Origin of the sequence: Cytobacillus oceanisediminis (genome assembly GCF_004366035.1) — a bacterium.
Taxonomy (GTDB): Bacteria; Bacillota; Bacilli; order Bacillales; family Cytobacillaceae; genus Cytobacillus; species Cytobacillus oceanisediminis_C.
In genome coordinates, this window is sequence record NZ_SOEE01000001.1 from 793,174 (window position 1) to 815,976 (window position 22,803).

The 22,803-nt window shown below is 41.5% G+C and carries 17 protein-coding genes and 1 other annotated feature; of the genes, 8 read left to right on the top strand and 9 right to left on the bottom strand.

Annotated features, from left to right (window positions below):
• Window positions 1-290: 290 nt before the first annotated feature.
• Window positions 291-1,634, top strand: coding sequence for a branched-chain amino acid transport system II carrier protein (brnQ, locus tag DFO72_RS04045; RefSeq protein WP_113882582.1), 1,344 nt, complete (start codon window positions 291-293; stop codon window positions 1,632-1,634).
• Between the two features lie 32 nt (window positions 1,635-1,666).
• On the opposite strand, the gene ezrA is transcribed toward brnQ, so the two are convergent.
• Window positions 1,667-3,355: a septation ring formation regulator EzrA gene (ezrA, locus tag DFO72_RS04050; protein WP_113882581.1), complete on the bottom strand. Its 1,689-nt coding sequence runs from the start codon at window positions 3,353-3,355 to the stop codon at window positions 1,667-1,669.
• Window positions 3,356-3,909: 554 nt separating this feature from the next.
• Here ezrA and hisJ point away from each other — a divergent pair.
• Window positions 3,910-4,704, top strand: a complete 795-nt coding sequence (gene hisJ / locus DFO72_RS04055) for a histidinol-phosphatase HisJ (RefSeq protein WP_113882580.1) — start codon at window positions 3,910-3,912, stop codon at window positions 4,702-4,704.
• Window positions 4,705-4,710: 6 nt separating this feature from the next.
• Here hisJ and refZ read toward each other — a convergent pair whose 3' ends face one another.
• Entirely contained in the window at window positions 4,711-5,340 is a 630-nt protein-coding gene (refZ, locus tag DFO72_RS04060; protein WP_113882579.1) for a forespore capture DNA-binding protein RefZ, read from the bottom strand.
• 214 nt (window positions 5,341-5,554) lie between these two features.
• Between refZ and DFO72_RS04065 the strand changes: the two genes are divergently transcribed.
• The gene (locus DFO72_RS04065; RefSeq protein WP_113882578.1) at window positions 5,555-6,034 is read left to right on the top strand and encodes a GAF domain-containing protein; all 480 of its coding nucleotides are present in this window, start codon (window positions 5,555-5,557) and stop codon (window positions 6,032-6,034) included.
• Between the two features lie 50 nt (window positions 6,035-6,084).
• On the opposite strand, the gene megL is transcribed toward DFO72_RS04065, so the two are convergent.
• Both megL and DFO72_RS04075 read right to left on the bottom strand, forming a co-directional pair.
• Window positions 6,085-7,272 carry a methionine gamma-lyase gene (megL, locus tag DFO72_RS04070; protein WP_113882577.1) on the bottom strand — a complete coding sequence of 396 codons (1,188 nt, stop codon included), beginning with the start codon at window positions 7,270-7,272 and terminating at the stop codon, window positions 6,085-6,087.
• A 141-nt stretch (window positions 7,273-7,413) separates the two neighbouring features.
• Window positions 7,414-9,282, bottom strand: coding sequence for a sensor domain-containing diguanylate cyclase (locus DFO72_RS04075; protein ID WP_113882576.1), 1,869 nt, complete (start codon window positions 9,280-9,282; stop codon window positions 7,414-7,416).
• Between the two features lie 587 nt (window positions 9,283-9,869).
• Between DFO72_RS04075 and rpsD the strand changes: the two genes are divergently transcribed.
• On the top strand, window positions 9,870-10,472 hold the full coding sequence (rpsD, locus tag DFO72_RS04080) for a 30S ribosomal protein S4 (RefSeq protein WP_009333317.1): 603 nt from the start codon (window positions 9,870-9,872) through the stop codon (window positions 10,470-10,472).
• A 95-nt stretch (window positions 10,473-10,567) separates the two neighbouring features.
• On the opposite strand, the gene tyrS is transcribed toward rpsD, so the two are convergent.
• A complete protein-coding gene (gene tyrS, locus DFO72_RS04085) occupies window positions 10,568-11,827 on the bottom strand; it encodes a tyrosine--tRNA ligase (RefSeq protein ID WP_113882575.1) in 1,260 nt (419 codons plus the stop codon).
• 77 nt (window positions 11,828-11,904) lie between these two features.
• Window positions 11,905-12,130, bottom strand: a binding site (T-box leader).
• Window positions 12,131-12,288: 158 nt separating this feature from the next.
• Between tyrS and DFO72_RS04090 the strand changes: the two genes are divergently transcribed.
• On the top strand, window positions 12,289-15,171 hold the full coding sequence (locus tag DFO72_RS04090; RefSeq protein WP_113882574.1) for a transglycosylase domain-containing protein: 2,883 nt from the start codon (window positions 12,289-12,291) through the stop codon (window positions 15,169-15,171).
• 171 nt (window positions 15,172-15,342) lie between these two features.
• Here DFO72_RS04090 and acsA read toward each other — a convergent pair whose 3' ends face one another.
• The gene (gene acsA / locus DFO72_RS04095) at window positions 15,343-17,061 is read right to left on the bottom strand and encodes an acetate--CoA ligase (RefSeq protein WP_113882573.1); all 1,719 of its coding nucleotides are present in this window, start codon (window positions 17,059-17,061) and stop codon (window positions 15,343-15,345) included.
• A gap of 222 nt (window positions 17,062-17,283) precedes the next feature.
• Here acsA and DFO72_RS04100 point away from each other — a divergent pair, with 222 nt between their 5' ends.
• From DFO72_RS04100 to DFO72_RS04110, 3 genes are all read left to right on the top strand, one after another.
• Window positions 17,284-17,916, top strand: a complete 633-nt coding sequence (locus DFO72_RS04100; RefSeq protein WP_113882572.1) for a GNAT family N-acetyltransferase — start codon at window positions 17,284-17,286, stop codon at window positions 17,914-17,916.
• 110 nt (window positions 17,917-18,026) lie between these two features.
• The gene (locus DFO72_RS04105) at window positions 18,027-18,674 is read left to right on the top strand and encodes an acetoin utilization AcuB family protein (RefSeq protein ID WP_113882571.1); all 648 of its coding nucleotides are present in this window, start codon (window positions 18,027-18,029) and stop codon (window positions 18,672-18,674) included.
• Entirely contained in the window at window positions 18,671-19,843 is a 1,173-nt protein-coding gene (locus tag DFO72_RS04110; protein ID WP_113882570.1) for an acetoin utilization protein AcuC, read from the top strand. Before DFO72_RS04105 ends, DFO72_RS04110 begins: the two co-directional genes overlap by 4 nt.
• 84 nt (window positions 19,844-19,927) lie before the next feature.
• Here DFO72_RS04110 and motS read toward each other — a convergent pair whose 3' ends face one another.
• From motS to ccpA, 3 genes are all read right to left on the bottom strand, one after another.
• Window positions 19,928-20,665: a flagellar motor protein MotS gene (gene motS / locus DFO72_RS04115; protein ID WP_113882569.1), complete on the bottom strand. Its 738-nt coding sequence runs from the start codon at window positions 20,663-20,665 to the stop codon at window positions 19,928-19,930.
• Window positions 20,655-21,473: a flagellar motor protein MotP gene (motP, locus tag DFO72_RS04120; protein ID WP_113882568.1), complete on the bottom strand. Its 819-nt coding sequence runs from the start codon at window positions 21,471-21,473 to the stop codon at window positions 20,655-20,657. Before motP ends, motS begins: the two co-directional genes overlap by 11 nt.
• A 143-nt stretch (window positions 21,474-21,616) precedes the next feature.
• On the bottom strand, window positions 21,617-22,615 hold the full coding sequence (gene ccpA / locus DFO72_RS04125; protein ID WP_113882567.1) for a catabolite control protein A: 999 nt from the start codon (window positions 22,613-22,615) through the stop codon (window positions 21,617-21,619).
• Between the last annotated feature and the right edge of the window lie 188 nt (window positions 22,616-22,803).

Here is a 22,803-nt window from a genome sequence, read left to right on the forward strand (position 1 = left end):
GCCAACTGTAAATCATATCATAACCACGTAAAATTGGAAATGTAATTAAAGCTTTTGTTTTTTTCTTTACTATTAAATTATTCAAGTTTGTACAGTTTAACCAAATGAATGAATTGCTGCCCCAGTGGAAAGCTGTTAACATTGCACTGTGAGTAAGGACAGCTCCAGTTTATTATTATAAAATACTTAATATTAAGACTTCGAATTTTTTCGACATTTTTTTTAGCACCTGTGCTAATATGAAAATGTTCTAAACATTAAGATATGGAACCATTTTCAGGAGGATATATATGGAGAATAAAACATTGGCACCAAAACAAATTCTCGCCGTCGGACTCATGTTATTTGCTCTATTCTTTGGGGCGGGGAATATGATTTTCCCTCCATTCCTGGGACAATCTGCCGGCACGAATGTATGGACCGCTATTATCGGATTTTTAATTACAGGGGTCGGATTGCCTCTATTAGGCATTATTGCCATTGCCAAAAATGGCGATTTACAGACTATTGCAAGCCGGGTACACCCTTTATATGGAATTATTTTTACGATTATTATGTACTTAGCTATCGGGCCATTTTTCGGAATTCCGCGTACCGGAACTGTTGCTTTTGAAATAGGGATCACTCCGTTCTTGTCTGAAACCGCTTCCAATAGTACTTATACTTTATTGGCTTATACCATTGTCTTCTTTTGCATTACAGCATGGCTTTCTTTGAATCCATCGAAGTTAGTGGATAGAATCGGGAGTATTTTCACACCTGCACTCCTCATAATCCTTGCTGTCCTGGTGATTAAAAGCTTCATTACTCCAATGGGCGAATTAAAAGCGCCAATGGGGGCATATGAAGAGGGGCCGTTCTTTAAAGGCTTCATTGAAGGCTACCTGACTATGGATACAATTGCAGCTTTAGTATTTGGTATTATTGTTATTGGTTCAATACAGGGCATGGGTGTGACAAATAAACATTCACTGATGAAAATATGCATTACAGCCGGACTTATAGCAGCTGCTGGTCTTGCGGCAGTATACTTGTCCCTTGCATTTATTGGGGCATCAAGTATGGAAGCTATAGGTCAACTTGATAATGGCGGCGCTATCCTATCCGCTGCTTCTCAGTACCTATTTGGTCCTGCTGGAGCATTGATCCTTGGATTGGCCATTACGGTAGCATGCCTAACAACATCTGTCGGACTCGTTTCCGCTTGTGCGCAGTACTTTCATAAGCTGCTTCCAAAAGTACCTTATAAAATCATTGTTATCATTCTTTCGCTGTTCAGCATGGTGGTTGCAAACATTGGTTTAACTCAGCTGATTCAACTTTCATTGCCAATCTTAATCATAATTTATCCTCTGGCCATCGTACTGATCCTGCTTTCCTTTATGCACAATGCATTTAATGGATACTCTTCGGTATATATAGGGGCTTTAATTCCCACAGGCTTAATTAGTTTTGTGGATGGGCTAAAAACTGCTGGAATGGATGTATCCGTTATCACAGACTCACTGCAATTCCTGCCATTCTTTGCTGAAGGAATCGGCTGGATAGTGCCTGCCATTGCAGGAGCTGTTATAGGTTACTTCCTGGCAATGGCTTTCGGAGAATCTAAAAAGCCAATTGCAGTAAATGACTAAACAAAAAACCAGATCCAACCGGATCTGGTTTTTTAGTGCTCAGTAATCATTTCTTCTATTCTCTTGATCGCACCCGGCTCGACCTCTTCGATCGAAGCTGCAGCCTGCTCCAGTGCTGATTTATATTCATAGCTTCTGAATGAAGCTTCTGCTTCCTTTAACCCTTTATCAATAGATGGATATCTGCTTCTGTATCGGTTTCCATATTGAATGACTTTCTCTGCTAAAAGGATCGTCTCAATCATATCACCCACTGAATCAGCAGCCTTATCGACAGTAAGCACAGCAACTTCAAGATATTGCTGAACCGCAGGAATATTCAATGGTTTCTCATCGAGTTTAGCCAGCACATTATCTATGCTTTCTTTCGCATCCTGGATCAAATATTTATATTCCTGGGAAACTCCGGGCACATTGTTTTTGGAGATAAGCCTTATCGTTTCTGCCACTTTCTTGCTTAACTCTTTCACCTTTTCCCTTGCAGACATCTCGTCTTTTCTTAAGGCCTGGAGCATTTCCGCAAAGGCTGTCTGCTCATCTGAAATTTCCTCAATGTGTTCCTTGATTTCAGCAAGTTCTTCTCTCAAGACTGTATGGGGAGTACTCCCGCTATTAAGCTTATGCTCCAGCACTTCGAACTTTTTGAAGAGCTGAGTTATTTTTTTCTCCAGGTGGATTTGAATTTCCAGATCCTTGTCTGGAACATGATAGCTATTCCTGATAGCCGTTATCTCTGTCTTAAGCTGATTATTCATATCTTTATTATTATAAAGCATGTTTCTTGTTGCCTCATCCTGTTGACTCAAGTAATGTCTGGCATGTACTTCCTTTTCGAGCAGATCATACAGAAGTTCAATATTATCTTTAATCTCTTCGACTCCTTTTTGAACTTCCTCGATTTGCGCTTGATCAATGGAGCCGGCATATCCTTTTACTTGTTCTTCAAGCCTCTCAAGTTCTTTATCTAGTTGAAGGTGATCAAGCAGATACCCCTGATCCAGCATTTCCTTGTACCCATCCCTTAACTCTTCCAGCTGGGAAGGGATCTTGGATTGACACTCAACCATCAGATTGGGAATAGATTCCATTTTAACCTGAGAATCCTCAAGCAGGGCTTTGATCACTAAAAGGGTTTCACGAGCTTCAAGGTAATTGCCCTTCTCGGTTTTCTCATCGAATTCTTCAAATTTGGCCAATGCTTCATCCAGCTGTTCTTCAAGAATTTTTTCTGATTTACCGAATGTATGGCGATGCGCAAGCAGAGACTTTTTGCATTGGCGATACATTTCTTTCAGTTCTTCAATTTCCGCTCTATTTTTTTCTTCACTGCCTACCAGCTCATTTAATTCACTCAGCAGATTTTTTATGCTTTCTTCAATCTCAGTTAATCTCTTCTCTATTCTCTGCTGGATTTCCTGGGAATTCTTAAAGCGGTATTTATCGATGCTCTCTTCAGCATCAAATAACAATTCCTCCACATCCGGGAGCTGTGATGTTACGATCTCATCCCATTCATTTCTCCAGCGCTCAAATAATTCTTCTGTCTGGCCCGTCATATTAAGCTTTTTCACTCTTGACATCTCATCCAGGACTGGGCGGTCCGTTATGTCCATTTTCCATGTTTCCAGCCTGTCAATTTCCTTATAATGTTTTTTCTTTAAAAAATAACCCGTGAGATATAGGCATAAAAGAATGACTATAACTCCAATGATGTATTCCATTTTAAAGCCCCCTGTTCTGTTCCCGAGCCAATATGTATATGTAAAGTTTTTATTTAAGAAATATCAAATGCCCGCGGGCGTTTTTTCATTTTCACATGTTATTTTCAATGCTTTTATGATACCATGTAAACGACATTTTTTGACTATTTATTTCATATTTTTATGAATTTCTTCTTTTATATCTTGTCTAAATTGCTATTTTCGGAAAATACTTGGAACATCCGTATTTTTTTATTGAACTATATGAGCTGTTCAAATACAAACAATTCGCTTTTTATAAAAGATTTCCTTCTTTATTTAAGAGATATGTTAAAAAGTGACTTGAGTACTGGATAAATGAAACTTCAAACAGCGGGGTTTCTTCCCGACTGTTTGTTAGTTGAGGTCCTCAGGAAGTGTGTCACAAAGACCTTGCCACAGGACATGGCGTTCTTAGTTTGTACTTCTTTCGGGCCTTTACGGGCAGTTTGACTCTCTCGATTCCTTCTAAGATACCTTAGAGTTTAACTGCCCGTTAGACTGCGATAAACATTTGCTGAAAGGAAGTTCTCCATATGCTAAAAGACGGACACATCCACACTCCCTATTGTCCGCATGGGACAAAGGACGCATTGGAAGATTATGTTGAAAAAGCAATAAATCTGGGTTTTAAAGAAATTTCATTTACTGAACATGCTCCGCTCCCTGAGGGCTTTGAGGATCCCGCACCTGCTTGCGACAGTGCGATGCGCAAGGAGCATCTTGAGAAATATTTTATTGATATATCAAGGGTGAAAGCTGCTTATCAAGGGAAAATCAGGATTAATGCGGGGCTTGAAGTGGATTATATTGAAGGCTTTGAACAGGAGATCCGCAAATTTCTTGATATGAACGGGAGATATATGGATGACTCTATTTTATCTGTACACTTTCTAAAGCATGGAAGCCGCTACGAATGCCTGGACTACAGTCCCGATGTTTTTGCAAAGATGATCGAAGAATACGGTTCTATTGAAGCAGTTTATATGAATTATTTCCGCACCCTGCTTTTATCTATAAAAGCAGATTTGGGGCCGTATAAACCAAGAAGGATTGGGCATATAACCCTGGTGAAAAAATTCCAAAAAAAATATCCCGCTGATCGGGAATTTAGAGAGGAAATATACCAAATCCTTGATGAGGTGCAAAATCAAGGCTATGAACTCGACTATAACGGAGCCGGTTTCTCCAAGCCGTTATGCAAAGAGTCCTATCCTCCCGATTGGGCTGCAGAAGCAGCGGCCCAAAAAGGCATTTCACTGATTTATGGGTCCGATTCTCATCAGGCAAAGGAAATGGGTCAGGGCCTTGATTGGATGAAACACCTATAAATGCTTTTAGAGCACAGCAGCATAAGGTTTTCCGGCATGATTGCACAGGACTCCATCAACCCAATTGAAGATCTCCTTCGTGTATTTGTCTGCGAAATATTTTTCATGGGGAAATACATGCAGAACTTCAGCCATATAATGTGTGTTCAAAAATGGCATGGACAGGAGTCCTTTCAGCTGGACAATCATATAATTGGCTGTATGGATACGAAACTCTTTTGTTTTCATTCCCCTTTCCAGCACCTTGCCAAAATAAAACTTCTCCTTTGCTAAATAAGTGGACATGATTTCCCTTACCACTTGGGAATCTATAGAAATTTCCCGAAGTATCAATCTTGTTAAATGGCTATGTTCAAATTGATAAACCATGATATTTTGCGCAATTTTTTTCAGGCTAAAAGCCGCCCCCTGCTCAAGAAATGAAAACCCCTTCTCTATCTCCTGAATATACCCTTCAAAAAATTCAGTAAAGCAATATTCAAGCAGCCCGTGTTTATTATCGAAATAGTATGCGATATTCGCTGGATTCGTCTGCGCTTTGCCTGCAATATCACGGATGGAAGTCCCTGAGAAACCTTTCGTATTAAATAAGGATATAGCGGCCGACACAATTGCCTCTTTTGAATTTTTTTTCATCTTTCCCGCCTCGCTTTCTTTTGTAACGTCTCTGTTCCTGCACATATGAGCGAATAATAAATTATGGGTTTAATCAAAAACGGATTTGTTGTGATAATTAAACATTCTTGCTAAAATCGTCTTATCCTTTTTAAAGTTCTCGACAATGTCTATCTAATTTCCTGTTCATCTGCCAGGAAATTCATATATCTATGAGAAAGTAAGGTGAATTGTGATGTTTAGTGTCGAATCATACAAGGGAACCCGTGAAGAAAATTATCAATTATTGATTAAACAGCTCTCTGCTCTTCTTGAAGGAGAAACGAACAGCATTGCAAATCTAAGCAATGCATCAGCACTTCTTAATCAATTCCTGGACCGTACAAACTGGGTAGGATTTTACCTGATGGAAGAAGGCGAGCTAGTTCTCGGGCCATTTCAGGGTCTGCCGGCATGTGTAAGAATCCCCCTTGGTAAAGGCGTTTGCGGGACAGCTGCCAAGCAAATGGAAACAGTCCGTGTTGAAGATGTCCACCAATTTCCTGGACATATCGCCTGTGACGCAGCTTCACAGTCTGAAATCGTCATTCCGCTAGTCAAAGAGAGCAATCTTCTTGGTGTGCTGGATATTGATTCTCCAGAAAAAAACCGGTTTGATGAACTTGACCAAAAATACCTGGAAGACTTCTCGGAAGTACTTATATCATTCCTTTAACAGAATGGCAAAAAGGAGATGACCGTATCTGAGGCCATCTCCTTTTACTATTAGACTCCTTCGAGTGCCTGGGACAGGTCATCCCTGATATCTTCAACTGACTCAAGCCCAACTGAAAGCCTCAGCAGCGTATCTTCAATGCCCATTTTTTCACGTGATTCCTTTGGAACCACTGCATGAGTCATAGTAGCAGGGTGCTGAATTAATGTCTCAGCATCTCCAAGGCTCACGGCAATTTTAATAAGATTCAGCCGGTTCATAAATTCCTGGGCAGACTCTTTCCCCCCCTTTAGAGTAAAAGAAATCATCCCGCCAGGTCTCCTCATTTGTTTTTGCGCAATTTCAAAATCTGCATTATTGCTGTCTCCAGGAAAATAAACTTTTTCTACTTTTGGATGTGCCAGCAAGTATGATGCAAGCCGTTCCGCATTGTCACAATGCCTGTCGAGCCTGACTGCAAGTGTTTTCAATCCCCGCAGAAGCAGCCAGGCATCAAAAGGTGAAATAATGCCTCCAATGTCTTTTTGAGTCGTCATGGAGACTTTATCCAAAAATTCTTTAGGGCCTATTACAAGCCCGGCAACTACGTCACCATGGCCCCCAATGTATTTTGTCGCACTATGAATGACAATATCACATCCCAGTTCGATCGGATTCTGCAAATATGGCGAACAGAAGGTATTATCCACTACAACTGGAATTCCTTTCTCTCTCGCTGCTTCTGCAACCATTTTCAGATCCACTAATTTCATTGTCGGATTTATTGGTGTTTCAACATATATACAGGCAGTCTCCGGTTTAATTTCATCAAGCAGCTGCTGCTTTGACTCCATAGCTGAAAAATCATGGCTGATTTGAAATTTTTCCTTCATCATCTCCAGGAGTCCAAATGTACATCCATAAACTCCCTGAGAACATAAAATATGATCACCTGTTTTGGTTAAAGCAAACAGGACAGCTGAGACTGCAGCCATACCAGACCCAAAAGCAAGGGCTGCTTCCCCATTTTCCAGTGCAGCCATTCTTTCTTCAAGCATTTTAACTGTTGGATTGCCCAGACGGGAATAGATATAGCCTTCTTCTTCACCGGAAAAACGTTTTTCCCCCTGCTGTGCTGTCTCAAATGTAAAAGTTGACGTCTGGAATATTGGCGGTGCGAGGCTCCCCTTGAACCTTTCAGCATCGTATCCTTCATGGATGACCTGCGTCTCGAAGTTAAACCGATGTTTCCTATCCATTTTACCTCTCCTTTTCGTTGCAAACGCTTACATTATTATCTATAATAAACTTCTCTTTTCAGCATATGATAATAGTATATTTTTTGAAAGTATTTTGTTTTGGAAAAGTATCAATAAAGACTGCCTTTCCAAAGGCAGTCCCTAGATATATGAATCTGCAGCCGACTCAATGATCACTTTATTTTTCCCTGTATTTTTGGCGGTATATAATGCCCTGTCAGCCCTCTTAAAAAGCGCAGCATATGAATCTTTTTTCCCCCTGCTCCAATACGAAACACCGCATGAAATGGTTACCTGGGGATCTGTGATTTGACATACCTTTCTGACAAGCCGTTCAGCAATAAGTGCTCCCGCAGGCAATGAAACACCGGGCAGGTAAAGAGCCAGCTCCTCTCCGCCCCATCTTGCGCCAATATCAGTGCTGCGGATATTTCTGTTAATTAAATCGGCAACTTGAATAATGATTTCATCGCCAACCTGATGTCCGTATGTATCATTTACCAATTTAAAATCATCTATATCTACAAGCATAAATGTTCCTTCATGATCTTCATTCATGGACTGATGAATCCGATCATCCAGATAATTTCGGGAATATAGCTTCGTTAAGTGATCCGTTACAACCATCTTTTCAAGCTCTTCTCTAAGCATTGAATTGGTAAAGGCGAGCGTGGAATGATGAATCAAAGACTGGAGAAGCTTGAAAGTTTCAAATGAAAAATGATAAGGTGAAGTATGCATGACAAGGGCAAATCCCTTTAATACTCCAGATTGGGTCATTGGAACAGCCATGATCGATTTATAAAAGCTGGCCGTACCCTCGAACTGTAAAGAAAAATCCCCAATAAAAAGAGACTCTTTCTCCTTGATGATCTTTTTCCTTATATACTGAATATAGACTTCTGCCTCTTTGGTTTGAAAAAATTCAGTACTGCCCTGGATTATATTCACATCTGCACTATCAGAAGTTATCAAGATGAAACCCGCTTCTTCAGCATCAAAGGAATGCAGAATCTGATCTGCCATGAAGTTCATGGTTTCTGTCAGGCGCAAATTCGAATTCAGGCGGTGGGAAGTTTCGTTAATTAATTGAAGGTCCGCTATCAATCGCTTGGATTGCTGATAAAGCTGCGCATTCTCCAGTGCACTGCCTGCAGTATTGGCCAGAAGCGTGATAAATTCAATTTCATTTTTAGGGAATATGATGGTATTAGGCGCAATGACCTGAAGCACTCCATAAACCCCCTGCTTCCCTTTTAAAGGGGCATATAAGATAGAGCGCATTTCCTGCAGGGAATCTTCAAATTGAACAGCTCCTGTGACATATGCCTGCATGGCCGCGATGTTTTCGCTGTCATATTCAAGGTCTCTGATGGGCAGATCCCCATGATTATTGTTATCCTGAGACAGCAGAAGATAATAGGTAAAAGTGGGGTACATTTCCTGCAGAGTATAAATAATCTCCCCCAGCACCATATCCATATCCATTGAGGAATGGAATTTCTCCGTAACTCTATACAGCTGTTTATAACGTTTTTCTTCTGATGCAATTTTGGCCAGACTCTGAGCTTTATCAAGAAATTGCCCGCATTCTTCGCTAAGCTCCTGAATTACTTTTTCTGTATAGGAATGAAAACAGCGTGATTCACCTGTTAAAATCATGCATCCCAGCAGCTGGCCTCTCTTTACAAGAGGAATCATTATTTGTTCTTCCTTAATCTCCGTGCTTAAACTCTGCAACTCTCTGTTATTGTTAGCCCATCTTTTTAAATCATTTGAAAAAGCAGGTGAAAGCAAAGCATCCGGGTTCGTGGAAGCTTCTGCAAAAAACTCCTGCTTCCATTCATTAAAGACGTACAGAGTTATATCACCCGCTCCGGTAAGGGCTTTAATGGCAGAGAGCATTTCATTCAGCAATTTTTCATAGTGAAAGAAACCGTTCTCCGTATCGATAATGTCAAAAAATCGGCTTTTTAAATTAAGTATGATTTGGCGTTCAAGTGTATCCATCTTTATTATCACCTATCAAATGTCTCAGATCATGAATCTATAAACCAATAAGGTATATTATAACGAATAAGAATTAATATTTTCGGCATACATGTGGCTATTTCGTTTCAACTTTCCTAAATTCATAACTTTTAATAAAAGTAATTGCAGCAAGAAGCACACATTAAAATAAAAAAAGCGAAGCTGCATTCCCTTTAATCTAATAATTCCAATTTTTTCTTTATTATATCATATCTTTCAAGTTGACTCTTTATTAAGTTTTCTAATTTCAAGTGAATTATGGCACAGGACAAAATCTTCGCTTATAATTTAAACATCCTTTAAATATGAAGAAGTAAAAAATAAAATCATCTTGACTTTTATCCTCTAAAAATTATATAATACTCCTTGTGTAAAATATTGCAGCCTATGTGAGCACCTTGATGCACTCATTTTGTTCCTCAACCAGAGTTTTCTGGGGATGGGGTACTGTGTAACCCTCTGCTGCTAGGGCGAAGGTACATGAAAACAAAATGGACATGATTGTTGTGCGCATCTGTTTCTGTTTTTATTTTACCCAAATAAAAACACAAAAGGAGGAGTCTTAAATGGCTCGTTATACTGGTCCAAGCTGGAAATTATCCCGTCGTCTTGGAATCTCTCTAAGCGGAACTGGTAAAGAATTAGAAAAGCGTCCTTACGCTCCTGGACAACATGGTCCAAACCAGCGCAAAAAATTATCTGAATACGGATTACAATTGCAGGAGAAGCAAAAGCTTCGTCATATGTACGGAGTAAATGAGCGTCAATTCCGCAATTTATTCGATAAAGCTGGCAAAATGCCTGGTAAGCACGGTGAAAACTTCATGATTCTTCTTGAATCACGCCTTGACAACGTGGTTTACCGTTTGGGTCTTGCACGCACTCGCCGTCAAGCTCGCCAGCTAGTTAACCATGGTCATATCATGGTTGATGGATCTCGCGTTGATATTCCATCATACCGCGTAGCACCTGGTCAAACAATTACACTTCGCGAAAAATCTCGCAGCCTTGACATCGTTAAAGAAGCGATCGAAGTTAACAACTTTGTACCTGACTTCGTATCTTTCGATGCAGACAAGCTAGAAGGAACTTTCACTCGCATGCCAGAGCGTTCTGAACTTCCAGCTGAAATCAACGAATCTCTAATCGTTGAATTTTACTCTCGTTAATAATTTAAAAACTGCCGATGCATTTCGGCAGTTTTTTTGTTGTCCGGAAAACGCTGAGATAACTTAAATCCCTCCGTTACAGGAGGGATTTTAAGTTAGTATTTAATTAGGAAATATTTCTTCTTTCCGCGGCGAATGACAGTAAATTGGCCTTCAATCTTGTCCTTATCAGAAAGAGTGTAGTCAAGCTCAGTTATGCGTTCACCATTTACTGAAACAGCGCCATTCGTCACATCTTCACGTGCCTGGCGTTTGGATGGGGAGATTTTGGCAGCAACAAGCAAATCAACGATCCCCAATTCTTCGCCTTCAGAATGCTCATAAGATGGAACATCCTTAAAGCCTTGTTTAATCTCTGAAGCAGAAAGGTTTTTAATTTCTCCGCTGAATAACGCTGCTGTAATCTTGATAGCCTGTTCCAATGCTTCATCCCCATGAATCAGGCGTGTCATTTCTTCAGCAAGTGTTTTTTGGGCTTTGCGGAGATGCGGTTCTTCCTGAACAGCTTTTTCAAGGCCTTCAATTTCTTCACGGGATAAGAATGTAAAGAACTTAAGGTATTTGATTACATCCGCATCTGCTGTGTTAATCCAGAACTGGTAAAACTCATAAGGAGATGTTTTCTCCGGGTCAAGCCAGATTGCTCCGCTTTCCGTTTTGCCGAATTTTGTTCCATCCGCTTTCGTAACCAAAGGTATGGTCAGGCCGTATGCCTTGGACCCTTCAGGCGCCATTTTGCGGATGAGCTCCAGGCCTGTTGTGATATTCCCCCATTGGTCGCTTCCGCCAATCTGCATTTTGCAGTTATGGTTCTCATATAAATGAAGGAAATCCATGGCCTGCAGGATCGTGTAAGTAAATTCAGTAAAGGAAATTCCCGTTTCCAGTCTGGAGGAAATGGTGTCTTTAGCGAGCATGTAATTGACTCCGACATGTTTCCCGTAATCACGCAGGAATGTAACAATATCCATGGAGCCTGCCCAATCATAGTTGTTAACCATGATTGCACCATTTTCACTTTCAAAGTCAAAAATTCTTTTTAGCTGGTTCTTTATGCAATCCACATTATGCTGTACAGTTTCCAGCGTCTGCAGGTTCCGCTCTTCGCTTTTACCGCTTGGATCTCCAATCAGGCCAGTGGCTCCGCCTACTAGAACGATTGGACGATGGCCTTCCTTTTGAAAGCGCCTTAATGTTAAAAACGGCAGCAGATGCCCGATGTGCATGCTGTCAGCTGTTGGGTCTACACCACAGTATAAAGAGATTGTTTCTTTTCCGAGTGTATTCTCAATGCCCTCTTCATCTGTCTGCTGGTAAACAATCCCTCTCCATTGCAAATCTTCAAGTAAACTCATCTTAACTCCTCCTAATTAACGGCTATTTTCAAGGCATTAACAGGGTATCACCCATACAAAAAACGCCCCTGCAAATATGCAGGGACGCATGATCATTTTTGCGCGGTACCACCCAAATTGAGGACAGCTGTCCTCCACTCTTTCAGAATAACGGATAATCCGTCCACTGCTATAACTGCTGGGCAGGTTGACAGTGAAAGCTCAGGGAGGTAATTCATCCTTCTATTTGTACCGGCTCGCAGCGAACGCCGGCTTTCTGAAACAGGGATAGAAGCATTACTGGATTCCCATCAATGCCTGTAAAATATTTTAACGTCTAAGATAAAACATTTTTATCATAAAAATCAGCCAAATGTCAAATGCCTATGCGAAAAAAGGAAATTTCAGATAAATGGCGAACCTTGTCATATTACTATGTCGCAATATGCTATAATAGATGTGATTTTAGGGGGATTGATACGATGAAAGAAAAGTTTCAGATGTTATTTGACAAATTGAGGCAAACTCCGGGCCTTTTCGGGAATAAAAAAGCAGCTAAAGGAGCGAGTATAACGTACCAGGTTATCTGGAATCTTACTTTGCTTTTTATCATACTGGCTGTTATTGGCAGTGCGTTCGCGGGAGGACTGGGAGCTGGTTATTTCGCGTCGCTGGTAAAGGATGAACCCATCCGATCCTATGCAAGCATGAAAAAAGATATTTATGACTATGAAGAGACATCGCAAATATACTTTGCAAATAACGTATATTTAGGAAAACTGAGAACAGACCTTGAACGTGAGGAAGTCAAGCTTGATGAGGTTTCGGAACACTTAATTAACGCAGTTGTGGCTACTGAAGATGAATATTTCTACGAGCATGACGGAGTAGTGCCAAAAGCGATTATGCGCGCATTGTTCCAGGAAGTAACTAATTCATCTGTTCAATCCGGCGGAAGTACACTTACACAGCAGCTGATAAAAAACCAAATCTTAACGAATGAAGTCTCTTTCGAGCGGAAAGCAAAAGAGATCCTGCTTGCTTTGCGACTGGAGAAATTCTTTGATAAAAAAGAGATATTGGAAGCATATCTGAATGTATCTACCTTTGGAAGAAATGCATCCGGACGTAATATTGCCGGAGTTGAAGCAGCTGCCAAAGGCATTTTTGGGGTGAGTGCAAAAGAATTAACCTTGCCTCAGGCCGCATTCATAGCGGGGCTGCCGCAGAGTCCATTCGGCTACACTCCTTTTACAAGGGAGGGAACGGTCAAAGAGAATCTGGAACCAGGCTTCTCCAGAATGAAAACCGTTCTGAAAAGAATGTATGACGACGGAAAGATTGACCAGAAGCAATACGAAGAAGCTCTGGCTTACGACCTGACCAAGGATTTCACTACGCCTTCAGAAAGCCCCTTGGAAAAGTATCCATATTTGACGTATGAAATTGAAGAGCGTGCAGTAAACATCATGACTAAAATTCTCGCAAAAAATGATGGATACGAAGAGCAGGACTTAAAAGAGGATGACGAGCTCCGAGAGGAATACAGGACTCTGGCAGACCGGACGATCCGCCAGAATGGCTTCCAGATCCATTCGACGATCAACAAAGATATTTATGATAAAATGCAGCAGGTGAAAAATAACTACCCTTATTATGGGCCAGACAAACCTGAGACGATCAAGGACCCAGAAACCGGCGAAGATAAGCAAATCATGGAGCCCGTAGAGGTTGGAGCCATTTTAATTGAAAATAAAACCGGTAAAATCATCAGCTTTGTCGGCGGACGCGATCACAAACGCGAGCAGCTGAATCATGCTACAAGCGCTCTAAGACAAAATGGTTCAACCATGAAGCCGCTTTTAGTCTATGCTCCAGCAATGGAACTTGGAAAAGCAGCACCCGGGACCACTCTGCCTGATGTGCCGCTATATCTAAGCCCAGGATTAAATAGGCCTTGGCCAAAGAACTATACGAATACCTATAGCGGGCTCGTATCAGCCAGACAAGCACTTAAGCATTCATACAATGTCCCAGCTGTAAAGCTTTATAAGGATATAGTCGGACAGCGGCCTGCCGCTTACCTGGAAAAGATGGGCTTTACCTCTCTGATCGGTCCTGACTATACAAACTTGTCTACATCCATTGGTTCTTTGGAATATGGAGTAACTGTTGAAGAAAATACGAATGCCTTTACTACATTTGCCAACGGCGGGAAGTTTATTGACGCCTATATGATTGAAAAAATCACAGACAAAGACGGGAACATAATATTCCAGAATAAATCCGAGCCTGTTGATGTATTCAGTCCGCAGACAGCATACCTTACAATCGATATGATGAGAGACGTTATTAACAGCGGAACTGCCACATCGATTAAGAGCAGATTGAAGTTCAGTTCCGACTGGGCAGGGAAAACCGGTACTGGTACTGAATTCATAGATGCATGGTTCGTGGCATCCAACCCGAATGTCACTTTCGGCATATGGTCAGGATATGATACGCCTAAATCATTAAAAGCCCCTGGACCGTTAAGCTATAGTTTGCGCAATAACTATCTCTGGGCGGATTTGATGAATGCAGCATATGACGTCGCACCTGACCTTGTTGATCCGAGCGATAGCTTTAAAATGCCGGGCGGAATCGTAAGGCGTTCGTTCTGCGCCATTTCAGGCCTTCTGCCTTCAGAGGCATGTTCTAAAGCTGGCCTAGTCGAGACTGATTTATTCAATGCCAAATTTGTCCCAACAAAAGTTGATGATAGCCTTGGCAATGGAAAACTTGTACGAATTGGCGATAAAAAATATATGGCACTTGATTCAACACCACAAGAGTTTACTGAACCTGGAATGGTAATAAATCCGGATTATATTCAAAAACTTTTCGGCATTAAAGCAAATCTAAGTACTCTAATTCCGAATAAAGAACGCTGGAAGAGTATTCTAACAAGTGCAGATCAGCTCAAAGACAATGGCAAAGCACCAGCGGCCCCAAGTATAAAAGCTTCAGGCCAAACCATTACGTGGGGAGCACATCCTGAAAAAGATGTCATTGGCTATCGCGTTTACAGCGGAGGTAAAAAAGTTGCTACAATAAAAGCCGGCTCTTCCTTAAACTACAAGGCTGGAAGCGGCTCTATCCATGTAACAGCCGTTGACATTGCCGGCAAAGAGTCTGCTTCTTCCAATGTAGTAGAAATCGGCAAGAAAACGGAAGAAGAGAAGCCGAAAGAGGAAAAGCCTAAAGAAGAAAAACCTAAAGAAGAAAAGCCAAAAGAGGAGAAACCAAAAGATCCTCCTCCAGCCGAGGAAAAGCCTGATGCTGAGAAACCATCAGAACCCGGTGAAGGTGAAGAAACTAATTAAAGAAAAGCAGAATCCCAAACAGGGCTTGGGATTCTGCTTTTTCTTTATAAAATAACATTGCCAAATATATATTCTGGATACTTTGCTAAACAATAATATAAAAAAGTTTATAACTATCAGCCTATAAAGAATAACAAAGACCGCTGCTCATTTATGCAGCGGTCTCCTCTATTAATCTTCCATAGTAGACAAATCGCCAGTAGGCAGGTCCAGTTCCCATGCTTTAAGCACCCGGCGCATAATTTTGCCGCTTCGGGTTTTTGGAAGTTTGTCGCGGAATTCTATTTCACGCGGGGCTGCGTGGGCAGCAAGGCCTTTCTTAACAAATTGACGGATATCTTCCACCAGTTCTTCAGAAGGCTCATGTCCGTCTCGTAAAGCAACAAATGCCTTTATTATTTCACCTCGGACAGGATCCGGCTTGCCAATAACGCCAGCTTCTGCAACAGCCGGGTGTTCGATAAGCTTGCTCTCCACTTCAAACGGCCCGACGCGTTCACCAGATGTCATGATAACATCATCTACACGACCCTGGAACCAGAAGTATCCATCTTCATCCATATATGCTGAATCTCCCGAAACATACCAGTCTCCCGGCATAAAATAAGATTCATATTTTTGCTCGTTATTCCAGATGGCATTCATCATGGAAGGCCAGCCTTTTTTAATCGCAAGGTTACCCATGCGGTTTGGCGGCAGCTCATTTCCCTGATCATCGACAATGGCTGCTCTAACACCCGGAATCGGCTTACCCATGGAGCCCGGCTTAATCTCCAGGCAAGGATAGTTGCAGATGAGCTGCGCACCTGTTTCTGTCATCCACCATGTATCATGGATGCGCATATTGAATACTTTCATGCCCCATCTGACTACTTCAGGATTTAACGGTTCGCCGACACTGAGTACATGACGAAGGGAGCTTAAATCAAACTTTTTAACAACCTCATCACCTGCCCCCATCAGCATGCGGAAAGCGGTCGGAGCACTATACCAAACTGAAACGCCATACTCCTCAATCATTTTATACCATGTCTCCGGATTAAATCTGCCCCCGACAATAAGGTTTGAAGTCCCTGTCAGCCACGGGCCGAAAATGCCATATGAAGTACCGGTTACCCAGCCAGGGTCAGCAGTGCACCAATATACATCTTCCTCTTTTAAGTCCAGCACCCATTTAGCAGTCTGATAATGCTGAATCATGGCATTATGTACATGGAGAACTCCCTTTGGCTTGCCTGTAGAGCCGGAGGTATAATGCAAAATAAGGCCATCTTTTCCGTCAACCCATTCAATTGGAAGCTTTCTGCTTGATTCAGCCATCCTTTTATTAAAGTCCACATATGGGCCAATTTCCTCAATATTTTCCCCAACAAGGAAAACATGCTTTAAGGCAGGCAGCTGGTCAACAGGCACACGTTCCAAAAGCTCAGGTGTTGTAATCAGAACTTTTGCTTCACTATCATCAAGCCTGTCACGGACTGCCCCTTCCATAAATGCTTCAAAAAGAGGACCCACAATGGCTCCCAGCTTAATAGCTCCCAATACGGCAAAATAGAGTTCAGGAGAACGCGGCATAAAAATGAAAACCCGGTCTCCTTTTTCAACATCGCCATATGCTTTTAATGCATTTCCCGCTTTATTGGATAGTTCCTTCATTTCTTTGAATGTATATTTCTCATTTCTCTGTCCATCGCGATAATAAAGGGCAACCTTATTTTTTCTGAAAGATTCCGCATGTCGGTCAATGGCCTCATAGGCCATATTCATGCGGCCGGTTTCTTTCCAGGAAAATTCTTTCTCTGCATCAGCCCAATTAAAATTTTCATAAAGCTCATTATAGCTTTTTAAATTGAAATCCCCTTGTGTTACTGGCAGCGCTTCCACTTTCATATATAATTATCCCCCTTATTTAAGATTTGATATTATTATAGTATAAACATTATATTTTCTCAATTTTTAAAATTTTATAGCGAGAAAAAATTACTTATGAACCAAATAATAAATTGTCACAAACTGATTTAAATTACACAGAAAATTATGTGAAAGCGCTTTATCCCCCGTGTTTTTATGTATAATAGAAGTTACATTGATCATGTCTATGGCGGTGAATAAATGGAACATAAAAAAACTTATAATGCAAAAGAATTAAAAACAGCCAATGGAAAATTAATCATTGAGGGGCCAATTTCACCTGAAAAATTGGCAGATTATGAGTTTCACAAGGATCTTGTTGCTTTCAGGCCTCCGGCTCAGCAGCATAAAGCCCTGGTTGAAATTGCGGGATTGCCGGAGGGAAGAATTATAGTGGCCCGTGACAGGCATACCATTGTCGGCTATGTAACTTACTTGTATCCAGACCCTCTCGAGCGCTGGTCTGAAGGAAAAATGGATGATTTAATAGAATTGGGTGCAATAGAAGTGATCCCTGCTTTCCGAGGTTCAGGGACAGGAAAGAACCTGCTGAAAGTATCCATGATGGATGACGCAATGGAAGACTATATTGTTATAACGACTGAATACTATTGGCACTGGGATTTAAAAGGAACTGGCCTGAATGTATGGGAATATCGGAAAATCATGGAAAAGATGATGAATGCAGGCGGTCTTGAATGGTATGCCACAGATGACCCTGAAATCAGTTCTCATCCTGCAAATTGCCTAATGGCCCGCATTGGAAAAAGAGTGGATCAGGATTCAGTGCAGCAATTTGACCGCTTGCGCTTTATGAATCGCTTTATGTATTAAATTTATGTATTAAATCTTAATAATAGCGTCAATACATAATTCATGCCTGTATTCAGACTATTTTTTCGGCATGGATGTATCTCCATATATTTTATAAGGAGGCATTTAAAGTGATTGTTGAAGAAATTATGAAAACGGATGTCACGGCCTTGTCAAAGGAAGACACCATCGCCGACGCCATAAGAATTATGAACGAAAAAAGAATTCGGCATTTGCCTATAACAGATGAAGCGGGCAGATTGCAGGGACTTGTAACAGATAGGGACATCCGTGATGCCACTCCTTCTATTTTTCATACAGAACTATTTAAGGAAGATCTGCAGAGACCATTAAAAATGATTATGAAGACAGATATCATTACCGGACACCCTCTTGATTTCGCTGAGGAAATTGCTGCGATTTTTTATGAACAGCGGATTGGCTGCCTGCCAATATTAAACGATAATAAGCTGGTCGGAATTGTCACAGAAACCGATTTGCTTCATACGTTAGTTCAATTGACTGGAGCACATCAGCCAGGTTCGCAGATTGAAGTAAAGGTGCCAAACAGGGCAGGCATGCTGTTTGAAATCGCTGAAGTCATCTGCAAAAGAAAAGCAAATATTCAGAGTGTCCTAGTTTACCCTGACAAAACGGATGATAAATACAAAATACTGGTGATAAGGGTACAGACAATGAACCCTACGCTTGTAGTAGAAGATTTGAAAAAAGCAGGCCATCATGTTTTATGGCCCAGCCTGCCGGGGATTTCACTATGATACATGATTCAGTATTTATTTTTTCGGAAGACCTGCTGAACTACAAATTCAGCAAAAATCATCCTTTTAATCAGATAAGGCTGAAACTGACACTCGATTTGCTCAAAAACATCAATGCCATTGAAGACTGTCATATTATTCCTCCGCGCCAGGCTTCCGATGAAGAGCTTCACTTGATTCATGATCCTAATTATGTGAATGCTGTCAAGCTCGCTGGCCGGGGAAATCTTCCAGAGGATATCTGTGAAAACTATGGTCTTGGAACAGAAGACACACCTATTTTTCAAAACATGCACGAAGCAAGCTCTCTTTTAGTAGGAGGCACTCTGGCAGCCGTCGATGCAGTCATGAGCGGCCGTGCTAAGCACGCACTTCACCTTGGCGGCGGCCTTCATCACGGTTTTCGGGGGAAAGCTTCTGGATTTTGCATCTACAACGATAGCTCCGTAGCCATAAAATATATTCAGGAAAAGTATAAAGCCCGTATTCTTTATGTCGATACAGATGCCCATCATGGGGATGGTGTCCAATGGTCATTTTATGATGACCCGGATGTATGCACCTTATCTATACATGAAACAGGCAGATACCTTTTCCCCGGAACCGGAAATGTAAATGAACGAGGACAAGGGAAAGGATATGGATTCTCTTTTAATATTCCCGTGGATGCATTTACTGAAGACGATTCCTGGCTTCACGCATACCGTACAGCTTTTCGGGAGGTTGCAGAATTTTTCAAGCCTGATGTGATTCTGACGCAAAATGGTGCTGATGCACATTATCTTGATCCTCTTACCCATTTGTCATCTACTATAAAGATTTATAGGGAAATTCCGAAACTGGCCCATGAAATTGCCCATGAATATTGTGATGGGAAATGGATTGCCGTCGGCGGCGGGGGTTATGATATTTGGAGGGTTGTTCCCCGGGCATGGGCCATGATATGGCTGGAAATGACTGAAAACTCTAATTGTTACGGTAATATACCGGAGGAATGGATCAACAAGTGGAAAGAACACGCACCTGTCCCTCTTCCCCTGGAATGGGATGATCCTGCTGATTTATATAAGCCTATCCCCCGCAAGAGCGAAATAACTGAAAAAAATGCCCGGACAGTTGACAAAGTTCTTTATCCGATCCGAAACAGAACAATGACAGAATCTTTATAAGAACAGCGGCCGGAAACATTTTACCGGCCGCTGTTCATTTCTGCATATGTAAATAAACAGGTCTGACTATTGACAGACCTGTTATCAATTATGATTATTGTTATCTTCATTAAATTTCGGATCAGAAATAATGATTTCAACACGCCTGTTTTTCTCCCAATTCTGCGGTCCGGAATTAGGGACGATAGGACGGGTTTCCCCGTAGCCGATAGCCATAAACCTATGACTATCAAGATTATGCTTTTCTGTTAAATATCTGATTACAGTACTAGCCCTTGCTGCAGATAATTCCCAATTGGACGGATATCTGTAAGTAGTTATGGGTCGGTCATCAGTATGTCCCTCCACCTTCACAAGGTTTGGCATGTTTGCTAAAAGGGTTCCTACTTTATCCAGGAAAGAGTATGAACTGTCTATCAGACTTGCATCTCCAGATTCAAATAAAACCTGTTCCTGCAGAACGAGAACAACCCCCCGTTCCGTCCTGTTCGCCACAATCACTTTTTCTAATCCATTCTTATCCAAGAAAGACTGAATCTCCGTCAGAAGCTCATCAAGCGAATCCGATTGCCCGCTATCTTCATTTTCTTTTATTTCTTCATTTTGTTCCGGGTTCTCTGCAGGAATGATGGACGGCTGGAAATCCAGCACTTGTCTGTCCCGGAAAGAATCGGATAATGCCTGAAACTTCATTAAATCAATCTGGGACATCGAAAACAGCAGAATAAAAAATACCAATATCAGTGTGACGAGATCGGAGAAAGTCACCATCCATCTTGGAGAGCCTTTTGGAGGCTCCGGAGATCTTCTCCTAGGCTTCATAATCGAGTGCCTCCCCCTCATTCACAGCTTTCTCCAAATCTCTCCGTTCTTCTGAGGATAAAAAGGCGCTCAGCTTTTCTTCCAATATTCTCGGATTCTGCCCGGATTGAACACCAATAACCCCTTCAATAATAATCTGCTTCAAAAAAACTTCCTTCTCTGTCTTTAAAGCCAGCTTTGCTGCCATCGGCAGAAAAACCAGATTGGCCAGCAGGGAGCCATATAAAGTAGTCAGTAAGGCAAGAGCCATATTGGGCCCAAGTGTGGAAGGATCATTCAAATTTTTCAGCATCAGAACCAATCCGATCAAGGTCCCTATCATCCCCCACGCCGGAGCGTACTCACCGGCTCTTTCGAGAATGCTTCTCCCTTTTCTGTGCCTCTCTTCCATCGCCATAATTTCGGCATTCATAATGTCAGTAATGACATCTGGCTCTATACCATCCACTGCCAGGTAAACGCCTTTTCGAATGAAAGGATCTTCCACCTTCCCGATTTCAACCTCAAGCGATAACAGCCCTTCACGCCGGGCACGCTCAGAGAGTTTGACAAAAGTTCCAATCAGCTCGCCAACGCTTTGCTCTTCACTGGAAAAAACCTGCTTAAAAACGGTGCCCATATGCCTGATATCTTTTAAAGGAAAACTCACAAGCAGCCCGGCTATTAAACCGCCCAAAACAATAAGAATTGAAGAAGGGTCAACAAAGGATAAAAAACCATCAGCTCCTCCATTCCACATGATTCCAAAAATCAGCATAGCAAGCCCCACCATTAACCCTGCCGGTGTTAAAATATCAACCTTTCTCATACTCTCTCTCCCTGATCCATTGCGAATTGCCATTAGTAATGGTTTATTTATGTCCCCGAAAACAGGTACGATAGCTTAAAATTTGGCAGAAAGAAACGCCTTTAAATAAGGCGTTTCTCTTTCTTCTTATATCGGCAAGTCCATTATTTTGTTGAGCTTCGCTCTTCAATTCGGTGAGGAAGTACAACAATTTGCTCATCGACTGATTCTTTATTCATAAGTTTCGTAAGCAATCTCATGGCAACTGCACCAATATCATACAATGGCTGTACGACTGAGGTCAGCTGTGGACGGACCATTAATGCCAGCCTGGTATTGTCAGAGCTGATGACCTCAAAGTCTTTCGGGATATTATACCCTTTATCCTCCGCCCCGTGGACAATTCCCAATGCCATTTCATCAGATCCTGCAAAAATAGCTGTTGGACGCGGATCTGCCTCAAGCAGCTTTTCAAAAGCTTCTATACCTGAATCGTACGTATAGTCTCCTTCAACCACCAATTCATCGCGGAAGGAAACTTCAGCTTCTTCCAGTGCCCGCTTATATCCTGCAAGCTTTTTTTCCTGATTAATCGGCTCGCGAAGGGGTCCCACCACAATAGAAACATTTTTATGGCCTTTTTCAATAAATGACTTGGTAACATCAAATGCTGCCTGTTCATAATTAATATTTACAGATGGAATTTTGCCTGTTTCTTCAATAGATCCTGCCAGTACAATCGGGACAGGTGACTTTTCAAACTCTTCAACATGCTCGGACGTAATATTGCCGCCCATGAAGACTATTCCATCCACCTGCTTCCCGAGCATAGTATTGAGCAAGTGCAGTTCTTTTTCAATATTTTGGTCGGAATTGCTGAGAATGATATTGTATTTATACATTGTCGCAATATCCTCTATGCCCCTTGCCAGTTCTGCAAAAAAGGTGCTGGAGATATCGGGAATGATCACACCGACCGTAGTCGTTTTTTTGCTTGCCAATCCTCTTGCAACCGCGTTGGGGCGGTATCCAAGCCGGTCAATTACTTCCATTACTTTTTTTCTTGTTGCAGGCTTAACATTCGGGTTTCCATTTACAACACGAGAAACCGTTGCCATTGATACATTCGCTTCTCTTGCCACATCGTATATTGTTACATTCATTACTTACACTCCTTCTTTAAATAGCGGTCACTTCAATTACTTTATATTTTACAGCAACACGACGTAACCTACTCATTTTTTATCCTAATTTGTGAGTGGTTACACATGTACAATTATGTATTTAATCATACGACAGTCCAGGAATTGCCGCAATGTCAAGGCTTGTTTTTTTGAAAAAAACTTAATTT